The organism is Micromonospora sp. CA-244673 (assembly GCF_050948395.1).
In the GTDB taxonomy this organism is placed as follows: domain Bacteria; phylum Actinomycetota; class Actinomycetes; order Mycobacteriales; family Micromonosporaceae; genus Micromonospora.
Map to the genome: position 1 here is coordinate 6,640,299 of NZ_CP192019.1, position 20,541 is coordinate 6,660,839.

A 20,541-nucleotide genomic window follows, 5' to 3' on the forward strand; every position below is an offset into this window, starting at 1 on the left:
TCGTCTACCGTTGGTGCCGTGAACTTCGACGCGTACGCCCGGACCGGTGTTGATCTCGTCAACGCCCGCCTGGACGACCTCGACGACCTGCGGGCCATCTTCCCCGACGACAACGCGTGGATGCGCGACGAGGTCGCCGACCGGGACCTGGCAATCTTCCGGCGGGCGCAGAAGCGCCTGCGCGACGTCTTCGAGTACGGCACCTCGGGCCGGGACGCGGAGGCGGTGACGGAGCTGAACACGCTGCTGGAGGCGTTCCCCGTCCAGCCGCGCATCTCCGGCCACGACTCCTCCGACTGGCACATGCACGTGACCAGCCGGGGCGCCTCGGTCAGCTCCGAATACCTGGCCGGCGCGGTCTGGGGGCTGTCGGTCTGGCTCTGCGAGTACGGCAGCGCCCGGTTCGGGGTGTGCGCCGACGAGCGCTGCGGCAACGTCTACCTGGACACCTCGTCGAACTGCTGCCGGCGGTTCTGCTCGGAGCGCTGCGCCACCCGCTCGCACGTGGCCGCGCACCGGGCCCGCAAGCGGGCGGCCGTGGGCGACCAGGTGACCGTTCCGACCCAGCCGGAACCACTCACCCCGGTCAGCTGACCTCCGACGCTCCCCGGCGTCAGGCGTCGACCGGGGAGGGGGCGGTCAGGTTGGCCCGGGCGAACTCGAGGGACTCGCGCAGGTCCGCCTCGCGGACCGCGCGGCTCTTCGCGCCCCGGGTGGTGACCTCGACCGCCACCGAGCCGGCGAAGCCCCGGCCCGCCAGCGAGCGGAGCAGCTCCCCGCAGGGCTGGCCGCCGCGCCCGGGCACCAGGTGCTCGTCGCGCCCCTCGCCGGTGCCGTCGCCCAGGTGCACGTGGGCCAGCGCGGGCCCCATCCGGTCGGCCATGGCCAGGGCGTCCGTGTGTGAGGCCGCGCAGTGCGACAGGTCCAGCGTGTACGCGGCGTAGCCCGTGTCGGTCGGGTCCCAGCCCGGGACGTACGGGACGAACTGGCGGCCGGCCATCCGCACCGGGTACATGTTCTCGACGGCGAAGCGCAGGCCGCCGAACCGGCCGGCGATCCGGTCGAGGCCGTCGGCGAAGTTGCGGGCGTAGTCGCGCTGCCAGGTGAACGGCGGGTGCACCACGACGGTGGGCGCCTCCAGCGTCTCGGCCAGCTCGGCGGCCTTGCGCAGCCGCTCCCACGGGTCGGGGCTCCACACCCGCTGGGTGACCAGCAGGCAGGGCGCGTGCACCGACAGGACCGGGACGCCGTAGTGGTCGGCGAGGCCGCGCAGCGCGCCCGGGTCCTGGCTGACCGGGTCCGTCCAGACCATCACCTCGATGCCGTCGTATCCGAGCGTCGAGGCCAGCTGGAACGCCGCCGCGGTCCGCTCAGGGAAGACCGAGGACGTGGACAGGAGCACCGGAACGCGGGAAGTCACACCCCTCAGGGTAGCCGCACCCGCCACCGCGCATCGGGACGAGCAGCCGCGAAAGACGTAAAACGGCCGCCGAGATCACACCGGCGCCAGCTGATCAAGCCGGCGCAGGATGACCCCCTCCCGCAGCGCCCACGGGCAGATGTCCACGCTGTCCACGTCGAGCCGGCGCAGCACCGCCTCGGCCACCACGGCTCCGGCGAGGAGCTGGTGGGCCCGCTGGGCGCTGACCCCCTCCAGCTCGGGCAGTTGGGCCGGCGGGATGTGCCGGATGAACCCGAGCACCTGCCGCAGCCCGGTGCGGGTGAGGCTGCGCCGCGCCCAGAGCCCGGCTCCGGAGGGTGCCGCGCCGGCCAGCCGGGCCAGCGTCCGGAACGTCTTCGAGGTGGCCACCGGACGCTCCCAACCGACCTCGGTGAGCTGCTCGACCACCGGATCGAGCTGGGCGTCGACGTACTCCCGCAGCTCCTCGACGGCCTCGGGGGACGGCGGGACGGTGCCGGACGCGTCGATCTTCAGCCGCTCCCGGCTCAGCCGCCCCGCGCCCAGCGGCAGCGAGACCGCCACGTCCGGGCCCTCGTCGATGCCGGCCGCCAGCTCCAGCGAGCCGCCGCCGATGTCCATGACGAGCAGCCGGCCGGCGGACCACCCGAACCAGCGCCGCACCGCCAGGAAGGTCATCCGCGCCTCGTCCGCGCCGGAGAGCACCTCCAGGCGTACGCCGGACTCGTCCCGGACCCGGGCCAGCACCTCGCCGGCGTTGGTGGCGTCGCGGACCGCGCTGGTGGCGAAGGCCAGCAGGTCGTCGGCCTCCAGCCCGTCCGCCGCCGCCCGGGCCATGCTGACGGCCTTGACCAGCCCGTCCGCGCCCACGTCGGTCAGCGCGCCGTCCGGGCCGATCTGCTCGGCCAGCCGGAGCACCACCTTCTCCGAGTGCGCGGGCCAGGGGTGGGCGCCGTGATGGGCGTCGACCACCAGCAGGTGCACGGTGTTGGAGCCGACGTCGAGAACACCCAGTCGCATGGTGACGACCCTAGGGCCAACACGTTTCGCCGGCTCGCCAGCCGGGCGGGGTCACCCCGCGTACGCTGGTCCGGGTGACTGGGCAGATCGAGCTTCACGTGCTGGTGGACGACCCCGACGACCCGCGCAGCCGGGAGGTCGGGCTGGACTTCCCCCGGGAGTGGATCGAGTTCGTCGACCCCGCCGACGCCAAGCACCTGGTGCGGGCCGACCTGACCTGGCTGCTCTCCCGCTGGACGTGCATCTTCGGCCGGGGCTGCCACGGCATCGTCGCGGGCCGCGCCGCGGACGGCTGCTGCTCGCACGGCGCGTTCTTCACCGACGGCGACGACGAGAAGCGGGTCCGGGCGGCGGTCAAGCGGCTCACCCCGGAGACCTGGCAGCACTTCCGCCGGGGCTTCAAGAACTGGACCGAGAACGACACCATCGACGGGAAGAACCCCGCCCGGCGGACGGCCACCCGCGCCGTCGACGCGCCATGCGTCTTCCTCAACGACGCCGACTTCCCGGGCGGGGGCGGCTGCGCGCTGCACGCCCAGGCGCTGCGCGACGGGGTGCACCCGCTGGAATACAAGCCGGACGTCTGCTGGCAGCTGCCGATCCGCCGCGACCAGGACTGGCACAAGCGCCCCGACAACACCAAGGTGCTGATCTCCACGCTCGCCGAGTTCGACCGGCGCGGCTGGGGCGCGGGCGGTCACGACCTGGACTGGTGGTGCACCTCCTCCACCGACGCGCACGTCGGGGCCGAGCCCATGTACATCTCGTACGGCCCCGAGCTGACCGCGCTGATCGGCGCTCCCGCGTACGCGAAGCTGGCCGAACTCTGCGCGGCCCGGCTCCGCCAGGGCCAGGTCGCCCCGCACCCGGCCACCGAGGGCTAGTCAGGCGACCGGCAGCACGACGACGCCGTCGTCGTCACTGTGCACCTCGGCTCCGGGCGGGAAGACGCAGTTGCCGAACGAGACCGGCACGTCCCGCTCGCCGGCACCGGTCTTGGCGCTCTTGCGCGGGTTCGTGCCGAGCGCCTTGATGCCGATGGGCAGGGCACCGAGGGCGACGACGTCGCGGACCGCGCCGTTGATCACCACGCCGGCCCAGCCGTTCTCCGCGGCCGTGCCGGCGATGAGGTCACCCATGAGGGCGGTGTGCAGCGAGCCGCCGCCGTCCACTACGAGCACCCGACCCTCCCCGGGTTCGGCCACGATCGACTTGACCAGGGCGTTGTCCTGGAAGCAGCGCACCGTGACGGCCCGGCCCGCGAAGGCCCGGACACCGCCGAACTGGCGTAGCTGGGTGTCGCACGAGCCGAGGGCGTCGCCGTGCCGGTCGTAGAGGTCGGCGGTCGTGGGGGTCTCCATGGTCGTACCTTCTTTCACTCAGGGATTCGGATCCGCGGGCCGGTGCAGGCGGGTGGCGGCGACGGCCGCGCCGGCCAGGCCGGCCGCGGTGCAGCCGAGGACGCCGGCCGCACCGGTGCCGGCGGCGAGCGCGCCGGCCGCGCTGGGGATGACAACCTGACCGAGCCGGTTGCCGGTGAGCCGCAGCGACATCGCACGGCCGCGCAGCCCGGGCGGGGCCACCTCGGCCAGGAACGACATGGTCAGCGGCTGGCCCGCACCCAGCCCGAGCCCGGCCACCGCGACCACGACCACCAGGACCGCGAACGGCAGCGGTGGCAGCAGCAGGGCCAGCCCGACGGCGGAGAGCACCACGGTGCCGACCAGCACGACCCGCCGGCCGAGGGCCGCCACCAGCCGGCCGAGCAGCAGCCGGGACGCCATCGAGGCGACCGCCCGGACCCCGAGCAGGATGCCGATCGCACCGGCGGCGATGCCGCGTTCCGCGCCGAGCGCGGGCAGGTAGACCAGGGTGATGTCGACGGCCGCCAGGACGACGCAGCTCACCGTGAGGGCGCGGACCAGGCCGGGCTCGCGGAGCAGGTCGCGCAGCCCACCGGCGCCGGGGCCGTCGGCGGCCTGCCGGTGGTGCCCGGACGGGCGCAGGAACAGCGCGACGACCAGCAGTGGCAGCGCCACCACCGTGGCGCCGAGGAAGATGGCCCGGGTGTCGGGGATCGTGCGGTCCCCGCCGAAGAGCACGATCAGGCCGGGGCCGAGCGCCTGCCCCAGCGAGGCCGCGAAGGTGTAGTAGCCGAACGCGGCGTCGTACCGGTGAGCCGGCGTGCGGTTGGCGACCAGCGCCTGCTGGGCGACCACCGCGCAGAGGTGCGCGGTGCCGAGCGCCATGCTGGCCAGGACCAGGCCGGCCACCGAGCCGGCGAGCAGCACGAAGCCGAGGCCGGCGGCGACCAGCAGGGCCGACCCGGCGAGCGCGACGCGGCGCTCGCCGAGCCGGTCCACGGCGTGCCCGGAGGGCACGGCCAGCACCAGGGGTACGACGGCGAAGCTGGCCCCGAGCACGCCCAGCCACGCCCCCGGCACGTCCAGCTCCAACGCCCGGTACGCGGACGCCGGCCGGAGCATGAAGGTGACCGCCTGCACCGCGACGGTGTGCGTGAGCAGAAGGCCGGTCTGGGCGCGCCCGGGGACCCCGGGCGCCACTCAGTCGGCCTTCACGGCGAGCACCGGGCAGGGCACCCGGAGCAGGATCTCCTGCGCGGTCGAACCCATGATCAGCTTGCCGACCGGGGTGCGGTGCCGGATGCCGATCACGACCAGCGACACGTCCTCCCGCTCGGCGATCTCGGCGATCTCCTCCGCCGCGTCCCGCCCCCGCATGAGCTGCCGGACGTTGTGCGGCACCCCGGCGGCGACCAGCTCGCGGACCACCCGGTCCAGGTCCGGCTCCTGAGCGAGCCGCGGGTCGACGTACGCGTCGCCGCGCGAGGTGTTCACGACCAGCACCGGCTCGTCGCGGAACCGGGCCTGCTCGATCGCGGCCCGCAGGGCCGCCTCGCCCAGCGGCGAGGGGACGTACCCCACCAGCACCGTCATGCCGTCACCAACCTTCCGCGCAGCGGTCGGACCACGAACCGGCCGATCAGCGGCCAGAGGAGCACCACGGCGATCGTGGCGTAGATCAGCCAGGACACCCAGCCGCCGACCAGCCCGTGCAGCTCACCGCCGGAGAGCTGCAACGCGCGCCGGCCCTGCAGCTCGGCACGCGGGCCGAGGATGATCCCGACGATCAGCGGCAGGATCGGCAGCCCGAAGCGGCGCATCCCGAAGCCGAGCAGGCCGAGGGCGAGCAGCAGGTACAGGTCGAACGGCTGCGCGTTGACCGCGTACGCGCCCATCGAGGCGAAGAAGAGGATCCCGGCGTAGAGGTAGGGGCGCGGGATCCGCAGCAGCCGCGCCCAGGCCGGGGCGAGCGGCAGGTTGAGCACCAGCAGCAGCAGGTTGCCCACGAAGAGGCTGGCGATCAGCGTCCAGACCAGGCTGGACTCCCGCGTGAAGAGCAGCGGGCCGGGCTGGATGCCGTACCCCTCGAAGGCGGCCAGCATCACCGCGGCGGTGGCGTTGGTCGGCAGGCCGATCGCCAGCATCGGCACCAGGGTGCCGGCGGCCGACGCGTTGTTCGCGGCCTCCGGCCCGGCGACGCCCTCGATCGCCCCCCGACCGAACTCCTCCGGGTGCTTCGTCAGCTTCTTCTCGGTGACGTACGACAGGAAGGTGGGGATCTCCGCCCCGCCCGCCGGCACCGCGCCGAACGGGAACCCGAACGCCGTACCGCGCAGCCACGGCTTCCAGGACCGCTTCCAGTCCTGCCTGCCCATCCACGGCTGGCCGACGGGGATCACCTCGCCGGACCTGCGGCGCAGGTGCGCGGCGATCCAGAGCGCCTCGCCCACGGCGAAGATGCCGACCGCCACCACGACCACGTCGATGCCGTCGGCGAGCTGCGGCACGCCGAAGGTGAGCCGCTGCTGGCCGGACTGGTCGATGCCGATCACGCCGATCACCAGGCCGAGCAGCAGCGAGGCGAAGCCGCGTACCCGGGACGCGCCGAGCACCGCGGTGACGGACACGAACGCCAGCAGCATCAGCGCGAAGTAGTCGGGTGCGCCGAGGCTGATCGCGAACTGCACCACCGGCGGGGTGACCACCACCAGCAGCACGGTGGCGATGGTGCCGGCGACGAACGAGCCGATTGCGGCGGTGGCCAGGGCCTGTGCGGCGCGACCCGCCTTCGCCATCTTGTTGCCCTCGATCGCGGTCACCACCGACGAGGACTCGCCGGGGGTGTTCAGCAGGATCGAGGTGGTCGAGCCGCCGTACATGCCGCCGTAGAAGATGCCGGCGAACATGATGAAGGCCTGGGCCGGCTCCATGCCGTAGGTGACCGGCAGGAGCAGCGCCACGGTCATCGCCGGGCCGATGCCGGGCAGCACGCCGACGGCGGTGCCGATGGTCACCCCGATCAGCGCGAACAGCAGGTTCATCGGGGTCAGCACGTTGGCGAACCCGTCGAGCAGGTTGGCGAAGTTGTCCATCTACAGGATCCCTTGCAGCACGCCGGCGGGCAGGTCGACGCCGAGCCCGATGGCGAAGGTGTAGAACGTGATCAAGGACAGCGCGACGGCGATCAGCAGGTTGCGCACGTAGTGCCGGTTGCCCAGCGCGTACGCGGATCCCCAGAAGAGGATCGTCCCGCTGATCACCCAGCCGAGCCGTTCGATGAGCACGGCGTTGACCAGGAACGCGCCGACCAGCAGCAGCACGGTGCGCCAGTCGATCGGAAGGCTCAGGTCGACGTCCTCGCCGGCCTCCGGCTCGCCGGCGCCGCCGCGCGCCACGTCCACCGCGTAGATCGTCGCGATGACGAGCAGCAGCACGCCGAGCAGGATCGGCACCGGCTTGGGGCCGATCGGGTCGGCCGTGTTGATCGCGCTCCCGATCCGGGTCGTGGCGTCGACGATGACCAACGCGCCGACCAGGGCGAGAAACGCACAGACGCCGTACTGGGCCCGGTCGGGCCGCGGCGCCGGCTCCGCTCCGTCGGCGGCGGCCTCCGGGCCCGGCTGCGCCGGGATGTCCGGTACGGCCGGGGGCCGGGACGGCAGGTCGCCGTCCCGGTCCGGACGCGTCGTCAGGTCGCTCATGCCAACCCGAGCTGCTTGAGTACGTCGGCCACGGCCTTGTCCTGCTCGGTGAGGAAGCTGCCGAACTCGTCGCCGGTGACGAACGCGTCGGTCCAGCCGCGCTTCTTGAGCTCGGCCTTCCACTCCTCCGACTCGTGCATCCTGGTCAGCACGTCGATCCAGACCTTCTTGTCGGCGTCGCTGATGCCGGGCGGCGCCACGATGCCCCGCCAGTTGGTGAAGACCAGGTCGATGCCGGCGGACTTCAGGGTCGGCACGTCCTTGAGCGCCTCGATCGGCGCCTCGCTGGTGACCGCGAGGACCCGGATCTGGCCGGCCTCGACCTGGTCGAGGAACTCGCCGAACCCGCTGGCGGCGAAGGCGACCTTGCCACCGAGGACGGCGGGCAACAGTTCGCCGCCGCCGTCGTACGAGACGAAGTTGACCTGGCGGGGGTCGATGCCGACGGTCTTGGCGAGCTGCATGGGCAGCAGGTGGTCCGGGCCGCCGGGCGAGGAGCCGCCGCCGACCGCGATGCCCTTGGGGTTGGCCTTCCAGGCCGCGACCAGGTCGTTGATGGTCTTGTACGGGGAGTCCTTCGGCACCACGATGGCGCCGGCTTCCTCGATCATCTTGGCCAGCGGGGTGGTCTGGGTCAGCGTCGCCGACGACTTGGAGGTGTACGAGGCACCGACCACGCCCAGGCCCATCTGCATGGCCAGCTTGCCGTTGCCCTTCTCGTTCACGGTCCGCTGGAGGCCGACCGTGCCGCCCGCGCCGGGCAGGTTGAACACCTGCACGCCGGTAGCGATCTTGGCGTCCTCCATGACCTTCGCGGCGGTCCGGGCGGTGGTGTCGTACCCGCCACCGGGGGTGTTCGGGACCATGATCCGCAGTCCGCTGACCGGCTTGCCGTCGCTTCCGGAGCCGGCCTCGTCCTTGTCGGCCGTGGCACCACAGGCTCCCAGGGCGAGGGCCGTCGCGGCGGCCACGCCCATGGCCAGCAGGTTTCTCCTAGTTGCCATCATGTTTCTCTTCCGTTTCGAATGAGTCCGGCGGCAAGATGATGGCCTTCAGGCGGGTCGCCCGTCTGCGTTGTGTCACCAGCGGAAGTTGAGGTCTTTGTGGTCGCGGTCACGTCCCGGCGCCGTACGCTCGCCGGGCAGCTGCTGATCCTCCAGCTCGCGATCATCGTCGTGGTGCTGGTGGCGGTGGCCGCCGTGTCGCTGGCGCAGTCGGCGGCGACCTTCAACCGGGTCGAGGGACGCCGCGTCGCCAACCTGGGCGAACGGCTCGGCGGCAGCCCCCTGCTCCGCGACCAGCTCGACCAGCCCGCACCCGGCGAGGCGATCGCCCCGCTGGTCCGGAACATCCTCGACCAGTACGGCGTCACGTCGGTGACCGTCGCGAACGCGCGGGGCCGGGTGGTCGCCTCGACGAACCCGACCCTGGTGGGCAGCCTGGTGGAGCTCGGCGACCCCCAGGTGGCGCAGGGCCGGAGCTGGTACGGCGAGCTGGAGATCGACGGGTCGCGGGAGCTGGTGGCTCAGGTGCCGGTGCTCGGCGACGACCCGAAGACGAAGAAGAACCTCGGCCGGTACCTCGGCGTGGTGGTGGTCGGCGAGGTGGCACCGACCTGGTCGGAGCGGCTGGTGGGAGCCTCGTCCTACCTGCTCACCTACCTGGGCATCGCCTGCGGCCTCGGGGTGGTCGGGTCGTGGCTGCTGGCCCGCCGGATCAAGCGGCAGACCCTCGGGCTGGAGCCCCGGGAGATCGCCGGCCTGGCCGAGCACCGGGAGGCGTTGCTGCACGGCATCGCCGAAGGGGTGATCGCGCTGGACCCGCAGCACCGGATCACCCTGGTCAACGCGGTCGGTCGGCGCCTGCTCGACCTGCCCGAACACTGCCTCGGCCGCAGTCTCGCCGAGCTACGGATCAACGGTCGGCTGCGGGACGTGCTGGCCGGGGCGGGCAGCGGGCCCGAGGCCCGGGACCAGGTGGTGGTCCGGGGCGGCCGGGTGCTCGTGATGAACCGGATGACGGTCCGCAAGGACGGTCGCCGGCTCGGTTCCGTCACCACGTTGCGGGACCGGACCGAGCTGGCCCGCCTGGAGCAGGAGATCGGTGGCTTCCGCAGCACCACGGAGCTGCTCCGGGCGCAGACCCACGAATTCGCCAACCAGTTGCACACCATCTCCGGGCTGATCCAGATCGGCGAGCACGACGAGGTGGTCCGGTACGTCGACGCGCTGAGCCGGCACCGCGCCTCGCTCGACCTCACGGTGACCAGCCGGATCCACGACACGGCGGTGGCGGCGCTGCTCATGGCCAAGTCGGCGCTGGCCGCCGAGCGCCGGGTGGAGTTGCGGGTCTCTGAACGGACCGGGCTGGACCGGCTGCCGCCGGAGCTGGCCGCGGACGTGGCCACCGTGCTCGGCAACCTGCTGGACAACGCCGTCGAGGCGGTGGGTGGCGACCTGTCCGACCGCCCCGCCTGGGTCGAGGTCGAGCTGCGCCAGGACGCCGCCTCGGTGGAGATCGTGGTCCGCGACTCCGGACCGGGGGTCGCACCGGAGCTGGCCCAGGAGGTCTTCACCCACGGTTTCACCACCAAGGCGGCCGAGGGCGGCGAGCGCGGCATCGGCCTGGCGCTCACCCGGCTGGTCTGCCACCGTCGCGGGGGCGAGGTCGCGGTGACCAACACCGACGAGGGCGCGATGTTCACCGCCCGGATGTCGGGGCTGAGCAGCGTGCCGGAGGGGGCGCGATGATCGACGTACTCGTCGTCGACGACGACTTCATGGTCGCCCGGATCCACCGCGGCTTCGTGGAGCGGATCGCCGGCTTCCAGGTGGTGGGCACGGCCAGCACCGGTGAGGAGGCGGTCGCCGCGGTCGACCGGCTCCGCCCCGACCTGGTCCTGCTCGACCTCTACCTGCCCGACATGTTCGGCCTCGACGTGGTGACCCGGCTCCGGGCCGCCCGGCACGACTGCGACGTGCTCGTGATCAGCGCCGCCCGGGAGGCGGAGGCGGTCCGCCGGGCGGTCCGCTACGGCGCGGTCAACTACCTGCTCAAGCCGTTCGGCTTCGACGAGCTGCGCACCCGGCTGGAGCAGTACGCGGCCCGCCGTACCGCGCTGCGCGCGGCGGTCGTCGCCGACCAGGCCGACGTCGACCGGGTGCTGTCCCGCAGCGGCTCGCCGGCCGCCATCGCGAGCCTGCCCCGGGGCCTCAGCCCGGAGACCGCCGAGCTGGTGGAACGCGCCCTGCGCGAGCACGCGGGGACGCTCTCGGCCAGCGAGTGCGCCGACCGGGTCGGCATCTCCCGGGTCAGCGCCCGCCGCTACCTGGAGCACTACGCCGGCAGCGGACGGGCCGAGGTGACCCTCAAGTACGGCGCCGCCGGCCGCCCCGAGCGCCGCTACACCTGGCTGGCCTGACCCCGGTCCGAGCTGACGCCGGCCGCGTCAGCCGGTGGCGGCGTCGACCAGGGCGCGGGCGGTGCGCTTGGCCGCCTCGGCGACCGCCGGGTCGGCGTCCAGCACCCCACTGGCCAGGCCGCCGTCGAGCAGCAGGGTGAGCTGGCGGGCCAGCAGTTCGGGCTCGGCCGCCCCGGCCCGCCGGGCCAGGTCGGTCACCCACGCCCGGACCACGTTCTTGTGCTCGACCGTACGGGCGTGCACCGGGCTGCCGGTCGGTGACTCGGCGGCGGTGTTGATGAACGCGCAGCCGTGGTACCCCTCCCGGCGGCAGGCCCCGACCAGCGCGTCGAACATGCCGACGAGCTGCTCCAGGGGATCGTCGCCGGCCTCCCGGGCGGCGGCCCGCAGCGCACCGAACCACGCCTGGTCGACCTTGTCCAGGTACGCCAGCACGAGGTCGTCCTTGCTCGGGAAGTGCTTGTACAGGGTGGCCTTGGCGACGCCCGACTCGGCGATGACGGTGTCCACCCCGACCCCGCGCGGCCCGTGGGCGTAGAAGAGCCGGAACGCGGTGTCCAGGATGCGCTCCCGGGCGGATCCAGGGGCCGTACGCGACATCAGTCCCTCCCTCGTGACCAGCAGAGTCTACAGACTGGTCCGTCCACCGCCCGGGGAGCGCGGGACCGCGCTTGTCGGGCCGCGCTCGGGTGCAGTAGACAGACCTGTCTGTTAGTCTCCCCGCATCGAGCGCGGAGCATCGGCGTCGCGCGATCACCGGAGGACGGAACGACATGCGCATCGCAGTACTGGGCACCGGCATGGTCGGCCGGACGATCGCCGCCCGGGCAGCCGAGCTCGGGCACGAGGTCACCGTCGGCACCCGCGACGTGGCGGCCACCAGCGCCGGCGACTGGGCCGGCTGGGCCAGCGCCCACCCCGGCGTGGCACTCGCCAGCTATCCGGACGTCGCCGCCGACGCCGACCTGGTGGTCAACGCGACCAGCGGCGACGGGGCACTCCCCGCCCTCACCGCGACAGGCGAGGAGAACCTGGCCGGCAAGGTCCTGCTCGACATCGCCAACCCGCTCGACTTCAGCAAGGGCTTCCCGCCCACCCTGTCGGTGCTCAACGACGACTCGCTCGGCGAGCAGATCCAGCGGGCGTTCCCCCGCACCCGGGTGGTGAAGGCGCTCAACACGCTCACCGCCGATCTGATGGCGTACCCCCGGCAGCTCGCCGACGGCGACCACAGCGTCTTCGTCTCCGGCGACGACGCGGAGGCCAAGAAGGTGGTCACCGAACTGCTGACCAGCTTCGGCCACACCGACGTGATCGACCTGGGCGACATCACCACCGCCCGGGGCACCGAGATGCTGCTGCCGATCTGGCTGCGCCTGTACGGCCGGCTCGGCACCGCCCTCTTCAACGTCAAGGTCGTCCGCTGACGCCCCCATCCTGCGACCCGAGATCTTGGACAGTTTCCGTTCGCCTCGAACGGAAACTGTCCAAGATCCGGATACGCCGCTGGCCGGCACCCCGTTCGCGGGGTACCGGCCAGCGGATCGGCTCAGCTGTTCCAGTTGTGGGTGACGATGTCGGTGGCCTGCTGCTCCCACTGGGCGTAGGCGTCGGGGTAGGCCGAGACCTGCACGGTCTGCGCGGCGTCGGTCAGGGGCATCTTGTCCCAGCCGTCGACCTGCTTGAGGCCCTTGAGGAAGGACAGGGTGGAGTACTCGGGGTCGGTGATCTGCTCCGGCGTGCCCCAACCCGAGCTCGGGCGCTGCTGGAACAGGCCCAGCGAGTCGTGGTCGTTGGCGTCGCCGAGGTGGCCCAGGTTCTCCAGCTTCGACTCCTGCAGGCTCGTGGCGATCGAGATGACCGCGGCCCGCTCCGGCAGGCCGGCCTTCTTCGTCGCGGCGATGATCGCCTTGGCGTTGGCCAGCTGCTCACCGTTGAGCTCAATCTTCGACTGAGCGCCCTGCACGCTCACCGCCACCGGCTTGGTGTCCTGCACGGGGGCAGCGTCGGCGTGGGCGGCGACCGGACCGGCGAAGATCCCACCGGTGAAGGCCAGACCAGCAATACCCAGCACACTCTTACGCAGCATCGTGTTCATGGGGGTAGCTCCATTCGGGGGTCGGCGCACACGCCGACGGGGGTCGGCTCTAACTGGCGTGCGCAAGCACCGTCAGGCGCTCAAGGAAAGTCTTGGGGGATCCTCCGGCGCGCGGGGCGGAGCCTCTTCGTCGCGCCGGGACCATGTACAACGACCGGCGGGCCACCATCATTCCCGGCCGGGCGGTCCCGCCTCGGCGGGCCTGTTACGCGGGGGCGGGCTGTCACGCGGCCCGGTCACCCCGTCGGGCGGGGCCCTCTCGCGCGGGCCGGTCACCCCGCCGGGCGGGGCGTGGTCCTCGGTCGTTCACCCGGATACAACGACCCCAGCCCGCCCGCCATTCCGCCGCCGGGATGCCGCCCGTCACCCGCGAAACGGACACCGCGCCCAGACGCGGACGGTCGGTGGAACGGTATGGAGGTATCCCGGCCCCGGAGACATGCATGAGGTTCCACTCAGCAGGCCGGGGCCATGCGCGAACCGGACGTTCTGCCGCGCCGGCGGCGGTCGGCGGAACGGTATGGAGGTCATCCGGGCCCCGGGAGACAGGCATCGCGCTTCACCCGTCGGACCGTGGCCGTCGCGAACCGGACAATCCGCCACGCAGGCGTGGCCAAGGGGACGGCATGGTCGTCTCCCGGGACTGGGAGACGCACGGGGCGTTCCGCTCTGCCGGCCGGGGCCGGGAGACGCACGGGCGTTCCGCTCCGCCGGCCGGGGCCGGGAGACGCACGGGCGTTCCGCTCCGCCGGCCGGGGCCGGGAGACGCACGGGGCGTTCCGCTCCGCCGGCCGGTGCCGGGAGACGCACGCGGCCTCTGCCGTGCGGTCAGGGAGCGGCGGTCACGGCTCGAACTTGTAGCCGAGGCCGCGGACCGTGACGATGTAGCGCGGGGCGGACGGCTCCGGCTCGACCTTGGAGCGCAGCCGCTTGACGTGCACGTCCAGCGTCTTGGTGTCGCCCACGTAGTCGGCGCCCCAGACCCGGTCGATGAGCTGCCCGCGGGTGAGCACCCGGCCGGCGTTGCGGAGCAGCAGCTCCAGCAGCTCGAACTCCTTGAGCGGGAGCTGCACGGCGGCGCCGTCGACGGTCACCACGTGCCGCTCGATGTCCATCCGGACCGGCCCGGCGGCCAGGGTCGGCGCACCCGATTCGGTCGCGTCGGCGCTCTGCCGGCGCAGGACGGCCCGGATCCGGGCGACCAGCTCGCGGGGCGAGTACGGCTTCGTGACGTAGTCGTCGGCCCCGATCTCCAGGCCGACCACCTTGTCGATCTCACTGTCCCGGGCGGTGACCATGATGATCGGCACGTGGGACCGCTGCCGGAGCTGGCGGCAGACCTCGGTGCCCGACATCTCCGGCAGCATCAGGTCGAGCAGCACGATGTCGGCGCCGGTCCGGTCGAACTCGGTGAGGGCGGAAGTGCCCGTCGCGGCGACGGAGACCTCGAAACCCTCCTTGCGGAGCATGTAGGACAGGGCGTCGGAGAACGATTCCTCGTCCTCCACCACCAGTACGCGGCTCAACGGGGTGTTTCCTTTCCTGTCGGTCAGACCTGCCGGAGCTCGGCCGGGCCGGCCTCGATCTCAGCGGAGGAGAGTGTCGCCTCCAGGTCGTCCGGTGGGCGGGCGGGCAGCCGGAGGGTGAACGTCGACCCCCCACCAAGAGTGCTCGACACATCCACCCGGCCGCCATGGTTGCTGGCGATGTGTTTGACGATGGCCAGGCCGAGGCCGGTGCCCCCGGTGGCCCGGGAGCGGGCCTGGTCGGCCCGGTAGAACCGCTCGAAGATCCGGTCGACCTCGTTCGGGGCGATGCCGATGCCCTGGTCGGCGACGGCGATCTCGACGTGCTCGTCGGTGGCCCGGGCGGTCACCCGGACTGTGGTGTCCTCGGCCGAGTAGTTGACGGCGTTCTCCACCAGGTTCGCCACGGCGGTGGCGAGCTGGCTGTCGCTGCCGTACGCGGTGAGCCCGCGCTGCCCGTCGACGACGATCTCCACGTGCCGGGCGGTGGCCGCGGTGCGGGTCCGGTCGACGACCTCGGCGATCACCCAGTCCAGCGAGACGGGCTCGGGCGCGGGCTGCGGCTCGGCGCCCTGGAGCCGGGTCAGTTCCAGCAGCTCCTGCACCAGGCGGCCGAGCCGGGTCGACTCGTGCTGGATCCGCTCGGCGAACCGCCGGGCGGCGATCATGTCCTCGGACAGCTCGGCCGGTCCGTCGCCGGCCGGCTCGGTGGCGTCCACCAGCGCCTCGGCGAGCAGTTGGAGGGCGCCGATCGGGGTTTTGAGCTCGTGACTCACGTTGGCCACGAAGTCGCGCCGGACCCGGGCCAGCCGGTGTGACTCGGTGACGTCGGCCGCCTCGATCGAGATGTAGCCGGCACCCAGTCCCATGGCACGCAGGTGCACGCCGAGCGGGTTGTCCCCCGCGCTGTCGCGGCCACGCGGCAGGTCCAGCTCGATCTCGCGGCGCACGCCCGTGCGGCGGACCTGCCCGGCGAGGGTACGGATCAACGGGTGCGCGGCGATGGAGCCGGGTGTGGCCCCGGTGCGGAGCAGGCCCATCGCCCGGGCGGCCGGGTTCACCAGCACCGGCATGTCGTCCGGGTCGAGCACCACCACGCCGGCGCGCAGCGCGTCGACCGTCTTGCGGCCGAGCCCGGAGAGCCCGCCCTGCTGGTCGTCGGGAATCGCGAGCCTCCCTGAACTGCGACGGGAGGTCTGGCCTCCCGGCGGCGCCGACCGGCGTCGCCATTCCTGGACGCGTCCGGACAGCAGCAGGCCGGCGACCAGCCCGGTCACCAGCGCCACGGCCACCGCGACCGCCACCGCCCATTCCACCCGGCGATCGTAGGGTCATTGTTAACCCGGCGATCGGGCATAACAGGACGAACCACTCTCACTTTCGGGAATGTTCACTCGCGGGTCCCGCGTCGTTCACCCGCGTTCATCTTGACGCCGGTTCCCCGGGCCTACCGTGGGTCGCGCACCTGCTCACGCCGTATCCGCCCATCCGGTCGGAGCGGCGAACACCGACCCCAGGAAGTGACGATGCGCGACGAGTTCCGGGCCGACCTGCAGATTGTCAGCCAGCTGCTGGTGGACATGGCCGAGGGGGTGCGGGCGGCCATGCGACAGGCCACCCGGGGCCTGCTCACCGCGGACCGCTCCGCGTCCGAGACGGTGATCGCGCGGGACGCCGAGATCGACGAGCTGTACCGGCACGTGGAGGAGCGGGTCTGCGACCTGCTGGCCCGGCAGGCGCCGGTCGCCTCCGACCTTCGCGCCATGATCACCGCTCTGCACGTGGCCGCCGACCTGGAGCGGATGGGCGACCTCGCCGACCACGTCGCGAAGACGGCGCTGCGCCGGCACCCCTCGCCGGCGGTGCCGGCCGAGCTGCGCCCGGTCTTCACCGACATGGCTGCCATCGCCGACCGGATGGCCGAGAAGATCGCCTCGGTGCTGGCGAAGCCCGACGCCGACCTGGCCGCCGAGCTGGACCGCGACGACGACACCATGGACGACCTGCACAAGAGCCTCTTCGGCGTGCTGCTCGGCGACGACTGGCCGTACGGGGTGGAGACCGCGATCGACGCGACCCTGCTGGGCCGCTTCTACGAGCGCTTCGCCGACCACGCGGTGAACGCCGGCGAGCACGTGGTCTACCTGATCACCGGCGAGACGGCGCCCTCGGCGAGCTGAGCTGGACACGACGAAGGCCCCCGGTCGCCCGGGGGCCTTCGTCGTCGGTTCAGCGGCCCTGGTTGGCGACCGCGGCAGCGGCTTCCTTGGCCGCGTCCGGGTCCAAGTAGGTCCCGCCGAGGACCTGCGGGCGCAGGTTCGCGTTCAGGTCGTAGCGCAGCGGGATGCCGGTGGGGATGTTCAGCTTGGCGATCGCCTCGTCGGAGATCTCGTCGAGGTGCTTGACCAGGGCGCGGAGCGAGTTGCCGTGCGCCGCCACCAGCACGGTCCGGCCGGCCAGGATGTCCGGCACGATCGAGTCGTACCAGTAGGGCAGCATCCGGTCGACGACGTCCTTGAGGCACTCCGTACGCGGCATCAGCTCGGTCGGCAGCAGCGCGTAGCGGGGGTCGCCCACCTGCGACCACTCGTCGGCGTCGTCGATCGGCGGCGGCGGGGTGTCGTAGGACCGGCGCCAGAGCATGAACTGCTCCTCGCCGTACTCGTCCAGGGTCTGCTTCTTGTTCTTGCCCTGCAGGGCGCCGTAGTGCCGCTCGTTGAGCCGCCACGACCGGCGCACCGCGATCCAGTGCCGGTCGGCGGCGTTCAGCGCCAGCTCGGCCGTGCGGATGGCGCGGCGCATGACGCTCGTGTGCACGACGTCGGGCAGCAGGCCGTGCTCGCGGAGCAGCTCGCCGCCGCGCCGCGCCTCGGTCTCGCCCTTGGCGGTCAGGTCGACGTCGACCCAGCCGGTGAAGAGGTTCTTGGCGTTCCAGTCGCTCTCGCCGTGCCGCAGCAGGACCAGCGTCCCGACGGTGGGCCCTTCGCTCGCAGTCATGCGGATCATCCTGCCGTACCTCGCCGGCGGACACGCGGGGACGGGTCGTGACGACCGCCACGTGGAAAAGCTGATGACCGGCGTTCCGGGGCGGCACTAGGTTGTAAGGCGCTGGAGATAGATCGGTCATTACCTAAACGGGGGCGCGGGGATGCGGTCGGTGCGGGGCTGGTTCGGGGACACCACAGGCGGGCTGCCGAGGACCTTCTGGTACCTCTGGACCGGCACCCTGATCAACCGCCTCGGCTCGTTCGTCCTTGTCTTCCTGGCCATCTACCTCACCCAGGAGCGCGACTTCTCCGCCTCGCAGGCCGGCCTGGTCATCGGGCTCTGGGGCGTGGGCGGCGCGGTCGGCACCACGGTCGGCGGCACCCTGACCGACCGGTGGGGACGCCGTCCCACGCTGCTCACGGCGCACCTCGGCGCGGCCACCATGATGGTGGCGCTCGGTCTGGCCCGGCCGCTCTGGGCGGTGGCGCTCGGGGCGCTGCTGCTGGGCACCTTCGCCGAGGCCGCCCGGCCCGCGTTCGGCGCCATGATGGTCGACGTCGTGCCGGAGAAGGACCGCCTGCGCGCCTTCTCGCTCAACTACTGGGCCATCAACCTGGGCTTCGCCTGCGCCGCGGTGCTGGCCGGCATCGCCGCCCAGTCCGGCTACCTGCTGCTCTTCCTGGTCGACGCGGCGACCACGCTGGTCACCGCGCTGATCATCTTCACCCGGGTCGGTGAGACCAGGTCGCCGCAGGCGGGCCCGGTGAGCAAGGGCGCGGCGGCTCCCCCGGGCGCCCTGCGCACGATCCTCGGCGACCGGGTGTTCCTGGGCTTCGTGGCGCTCAACCTGTTCGGCGCGCTGGTCTTCCTCCAGCACATCTCGATGCTGCCGATCGCCATGGGCGACTCCGGGCTGAGCCCGGCCACGTACGGCTCGGTGATCGCGCTCAACGGGGTGCTCATCGTGGTCGGCCAGCTCTTCGTACCCAAGCTGATCAAGGGCCGGAGCCGGTCGCACGTGCTGGCGCTCGCCGCGCTGGTGATGGGCGCCGGGTTCGGGCTGACCGCGTTCGCCGAGACGGCCTGGCTCTACGGCCTCACCGTGCTGATCTGGACGGTGGGCGAGATGCTCAACTCGCCGTCCAACGCCACCCTCATCGCCGAACTGTCCCCCGCCGCGCTGCGCGGCCGCTACCAGGGCGCCTTCTCGCTCTCCTGGCAGCTCGCCGGCGCCACCGCGCCGATCCTCGGCGGCCTGGTCCGGGAGCACGCCGGCAACACCGCGCTCTGGCTCGGCTGCGCCGTGATCGGCGCCGTCATGGCGGTGGCCCACCTGATCTCCGGTCCGGCCCGGGAGCGGCGCGCGGCGCGGCTCCGCACCGCGGGCACCCTCGTCACGCCGGTCACCGTGGTCCGGACCCCGGTGCCGGAGGCGGCCGAGGCCGCGGCCACCGCGCCCGCCGAGCCGGTCCGCGCCGCCTCCTGAGGTACGCCATCCGGCGGTGGTGACCAGCGCCACCAGGCGAACGCCGGGGCGGGCCACTACGGTCAGCAGGGCGGATCGGTTAACAAACTTTCCCAGGAGGACGGGTGCGCGGCCTGCGGCGCTGGTGGGACGACACGGCCGGCGGGCTCCCCGCCACCTTCTGGTACCTCTGGTCCGGCCTGCTGATCAACCGGGCCGGCGCGTTCGCCATGCTCTTCCTGTCGCTCTACCTGACCGCCGCGCGGGGCGCCTCGGCGTCGCTCGCCGGCCTGGTCGTCGGTGCGTACGGGGCCGGTGGCGCGGCCGGCACCCTGCTCGGCGGGGTGCTGGCCGACCGGTGGGGCCGGCGGGCCACCCTGCTCGCCGCTCACCTCGCCGCGGCCGGGCTCATGGTGGCGCTGGCGTTCAGCCGGGACCTGGCGGTGATCGCCGTGCTGGCCGCGCTGGTCGGGATGGTGCACTCGATGCCCAGCCCGGCGTTCGTCGCCGCCATCGTGGACGTGGTGCCCGAGGCTCGCCGCTCCCGCGCGTTCAACCTGCAGTTCTGGGCGTTCAACCTGGGCATGGCGGTGGCCTCGCTGCTGGCCGGGGTGCTCGCCGAGGCCAGCTTCGTGGCGCTGTTCCTGGTCGACGCGGCGGCGACCCTGGCGGCGGCCGTGGTCATCGCGCTGAAGGTCCCGGAGACCCTGAGCCGCCGCCCGGCGGTCACCCTGCGCGCGGTGGCGGGCCGGCGGCCCGGGCTGCACACCGCGCTGACCGACCGCACCTTCCTCGCCTTCGTCGGGCTGACCTTCCTGCTGGCCGTGCTCACCATGCAGACCTCGACGATCATGCCGCTGGCGATGCGGGCCGACGGCCTGCGCCCCTCGGCGTACGGGCTGGTGGTGGCTGTCGGCGGGGCGCTGATCGTGGTCGGGCAGCTCTTCGTGCCCCGGCTCATCGAGCCCTACCGGAAGTCGACCGTCCTGGCGGTCTCCACCGGCCTGATGGCGCTCGGCTTCGGGGCGCTGACCGTCGCCGACGGCCTGTCGCTCTACCTGGGCGCGGCAGTGGTGTGGACGGTCGGCCAGATGCTCGCCGCGCCGCCGAACGCGCAGATCAACGCGGATCTCGCCCCGCCCGAGCTGCGCGCCCGCTACCAGTCGGTGTTCTACCTGACCTTCCCGGCCGCGTCCTTCGTGGCGCCGGCGCTGGGCGGGCTCAGCCTCCAGCACCTCGGTGAGCGGCACTGGCTGGTGGTGGGCGCCCTGGGCCTGGTCGCGGCGGCCGGTCACCTGCTGGCCGGGCCGCCGCGGGAACGCCGGGTCGCCGCGCTGCGGGCCGCGGCGGAACGGTCGGAGGCGGTGTCGGCGGGGCGCTGAGCGTCCCCGGAAACGGCTCGAGCGCCCACCACGACCCCCGTCGTGATGGGCGCTCGCACCGTACGCCCGGCGGCGGCGGGCGACCCTCACCCCCGTAAGCGTCGCCCGCTCGCGCCGCCGGTTCCTCGGGTGGCACCGTCCCCCAACGGTGGGCTC

At 72.8% G+C, this 20,541-nt stretch carries 21 protein-coding genes; 8 read left to right on the top strand and 13 right to left on the bottom strand.

Going from position 1 to position 20,541, the window contains the following annotated elements; all coding sequences use genetic code 11:
- Positions 1–18: 18 nt before the first annotated feature.
- Positions 19–594: a CGNR zinc finger domain-containing protein gene (locus ACQP12_RS30520; RefSeq protein WP_151460872.1), complete on the top strand. Its 576-nt coding sequence runs from the start codon at positions 19–21 to the stop codon at positions 592–594.
- 19 nt (positions 595–613) lie between these two features.
- On the opposite strand, the gene ACQP12_RS30525 is transcribed toward ACQP12_RS30520, so the two are convergent.
- Positions 614–1,420, bottom strand: coding sequence for a sugar phosphate isomerase/epimerase family protein (locus tag ACQP12_RS30525; protein WP_433283524.1), 807 nt, complete (start codon positions 1,418–1,420; stop codon positions 614–616).
- Positions 1,421–1,495: 75 nt separating this feature from the next.
- Positions 1,496–2,440: a Ppx/GppA phosphatase family protein gene (locus ACQP12_RS30530; RefSeq protein WP_433283525.1), complete on the bottom strand. Its 945-nt coding sequence runs from the start codon at positions 2,438–2,440 to the stop codon at positions 1,496–1,498.
- A gap of 74 nt (positions 2,441–2,514) precedes the next feature.
- Between ACQP12_RS30530 and ACQP12_RS30535 the strand changes: the two genes are divergently transcribed.
- A complete protein-coding gene (locus ACQP12_RS30535; RefSeq protein WP_151460874.1) occupies positions 2,515–3,324 on the top strand; it encodes a hypothetical protein in 810 nt (269 codons plus the stop codon).
- Here ACQP12_RS30535 and rraA read toward each other — a convergent pair whose 3' ends face one another.
- Genes rraA through ACQP12_RS30565 form a run of 6 tightly spaced genes read right to left on the bottom strand, consistent with a single transcriptional unit; the run spans position 3,325 to position 8,509 of the window.
- A complete protein-coding gene (rraA, locus tag ACQP12_RS30540; RefSeq protein WP_433283526.1) occupies positions 3,325–3,801 on the bottom strand; it encodes a ribonuclease E activity regulator RraA in 477 nt (158 codons plus the stop codon).
- A gap of 18 nt (positions 3,802–3,819) precedes the next feature.
- A complete protein-coding gene (locus ACQP12_RS30545) occupies positions 3,820–5,004 on the bottom strand; it encodes an MFS transporter (RefSeq protein ID WP_357939041.1) in 1,185 nt (394 codons plus the stop codon).
- Positions 5,005–5,397 (bottom strand): universal stress protein, encoded by a 393-nt coding sequence (locus tag ACQP12_RS30550; RefSeq protein ID WP_148430790.1) that lies wholly within the window; start codon positions 5,395–5,397, stop codon positions 5,005–5,007.
- Complete coding sequence (locus ACQP12_RS30555; protein ID WP_433283527.1) at positions 5,394–6,896, bottom strand: tripartite tricarboxylate transporter permease; 1,503 nt, start codon at positions 6,894–6,896, stop codon at positions 5,394–5,396. The genes ACQP12_RS30550 and ACQP12_RS30555 overlap by 4 nt, the downstream gene beginning before the upstream one ends.
- On the bottom strand, positions 6,897–7,505 hold the full coding sequence (locus ACQP12_RS30560; protein ID WP_357939045.1) for a tripartite tricarboxylate transporter TctB family protein: 609 nt from the start codon (positions 7,503–7,505) through the stop codon (positions 6,897–6,899).
- Positions 7,502–8,509 (bottom strand): Bug family tripartite tricarboxylate transporter substrate binding protein, encoded by a 1,008-nt coding sequence (locus tag ACQP12_RS30565; protein ID WP_433283528.1) that lies wholly within the window; start codon positions 8,507–8,509, stop codon positions 7,502–7,504. Before ACQP12_RS30565 ends, ACQP12_RS30560 begins: the two co-directional genes overlap by 4 nt.
- Positions 8,510–8,608: 99 nt before the next feature.
- Here ACQP12_RS30565 and ACQP12_RS30570 point away from each other — a divergent pair, with 99 nt between their 5' ends.
- Positions 8,609–10,255 carry a sensor histidine kinase gene (locus ACQP12_RS30570; protein ID WP_357939049.1) on the top strand — a complete coding sequence of 549 codons (1,647 nt, stop codon included), beginning with the start codon at positions 8,609–8,611 and terminating at the stop codon, positions 10,253–10,255.
- Positions 10,252–10,926: a response regulator gene (locus ACQP12_RS30575; RefSeq protein WP_357939051.1), complete on the top strand. Its 675-nt coding sequence runs from the start codon at positions 10,252–10,254 to the stop codon at positions 10,924–10,926. The genes ACQP12_RS30570 and ACQP12_RS30575 overlap by 4 nt, the downstream gene beginning before the upstream one ends.
- Before the next feature lie 27 nt (positions 10,927–10,953).
- Here ACQP12_RS30575 and ACQP12_RS30580 read toward each other — a convergent pair whose 3' ends face one another.
- A complete protein-coding gene (locus tag ACQP12_RS30580; RefSeq protein ID WP_433283529.1) occupies positions 10,954–11,526 on the bottom strand; it encodes a TetR/AcrR family transcriptional regulator in 573 nt (190 codons plus the stop codon).
- 173 nt (positions 11,527–11,699) lie between these two features.
- Here ACQP12_RS30580 and ACQP12_RS30585 point away from each other — a divergent pair, with 173 nt between their 5' ends.
- A complete protein-coding gene (locus tag ACQP12_RS30585; RefSeq protein ID WP_433283530.1) occupies positions 11,700–12,353 on the top strand; it encodes an NADPH-dependent F420 reductase in 654 nt (217 codons plus the stop codon).
- 122 nt (positions 12,354–12,475) lie between these two features.
- Here the strand turns inward: ACQP12_RS30585 and ACQP12_RS30590 are convergent, their stop codons facing one another.
- From ACQP12_RS30590 to ACQP12_RS30600, 3 genes are all read right to left on the bottom strand, one after another.
- On the bottom strand, positions 12,476–13,024 hold the full coding sequence (locus ACQP12_RS30590; protein ID WP_433283531.1) for a hypothetical protein: 549 nt from the start codon (positions 13,022–13,024) through the stop codon (positions 12,476–12,478).
- Positions 13,025–13,866: 842 nt separating this feature from the next.
- Positions 13,867–14,550, bottom strand: coding sequence for a response regulator transcription factor (locus ACQP12_RS30595; RefSeq protein ID WP_357941378.1), 684 nt, complete (start codon positions 14,548–14,550; stop codon positions 13,867–13,869).
- Between the two features lie 23 nt (positions 14,551–14,573).
- Entirely contained in the window at positions 14,574–15,866 is a 1,293-nt protein-coding gene (locus tag ACQP12_RS30600; RefSeq protein WP_433283532.1) for a sensor histidine kinase, read from the bottom strand.
- Positions 15,867–16,076: 210 nt separating this feature from the next.
- On the opposite strand from ACQP12_RS30600, the gene phoU reads away from it, so the two are divergent.
- The gene (gene phoU / locus ACQP12_RS30605) at positions 16,077–16,730 is read left to right on the top strand and encodes a phosphate signaling complex protein PhoU (protein WP_262282901.1); all 654 of its coding nucleotides are present in this window, start codon (positions 16,077–16,079) and stop codon (positions 16,728–16,730) included.
- Between the two features lie 49 nt (positions 16,731–16,779).
- Here the strand turns inward: phoU and ACQP12_RS30610 are convergent, their stop codons facing one another.
- Positions 16,780–17,547 carry a phosphoglyceromutase gene (locus ACQP12_RS30610; RefSeq protein ID WP_357941384.1) on the bottom strand — a complete coding sequence of 256 codons (768 nt, stop codon included), beginning with the start codon at positions 17,545–17,547 and terminating at the stop codon, positions 16,780–16,782.
- A gap of 151 nt (positions 17,548–17,698) precedes the next feature.
- Between ACQP12_RS30610 and ACQP12_RS30615 the strand changes: the two genes are divergently transcribed.
- The gene (locus ACQP12_RS30615) at positions 17,699–19,024 is read left to right on the top strand and encodes an MDR family MFS transporter (protein ID WP_357941386.1); all 1,326 of its coding nucleotides are present in this window, start codon (positions 17,699–17,701) and stop codon (positions 19,022–19,024) included.
- A gap of 104 nt (positions 19,025–19,128) precedes the next feature.
- Positions 19,129–20,385 (top strand): MFS transporter, encoded by a 1,257-nt coding sequence (locus tag ACQP12_RS30620; protein WP_433283533.1) that lies wholly within the window; start codon positions 19,129–19,131, stop codon positions 20,383–20,385.
- Positions 20,386–20,541 lie beyond the last annotated feature (156 nt).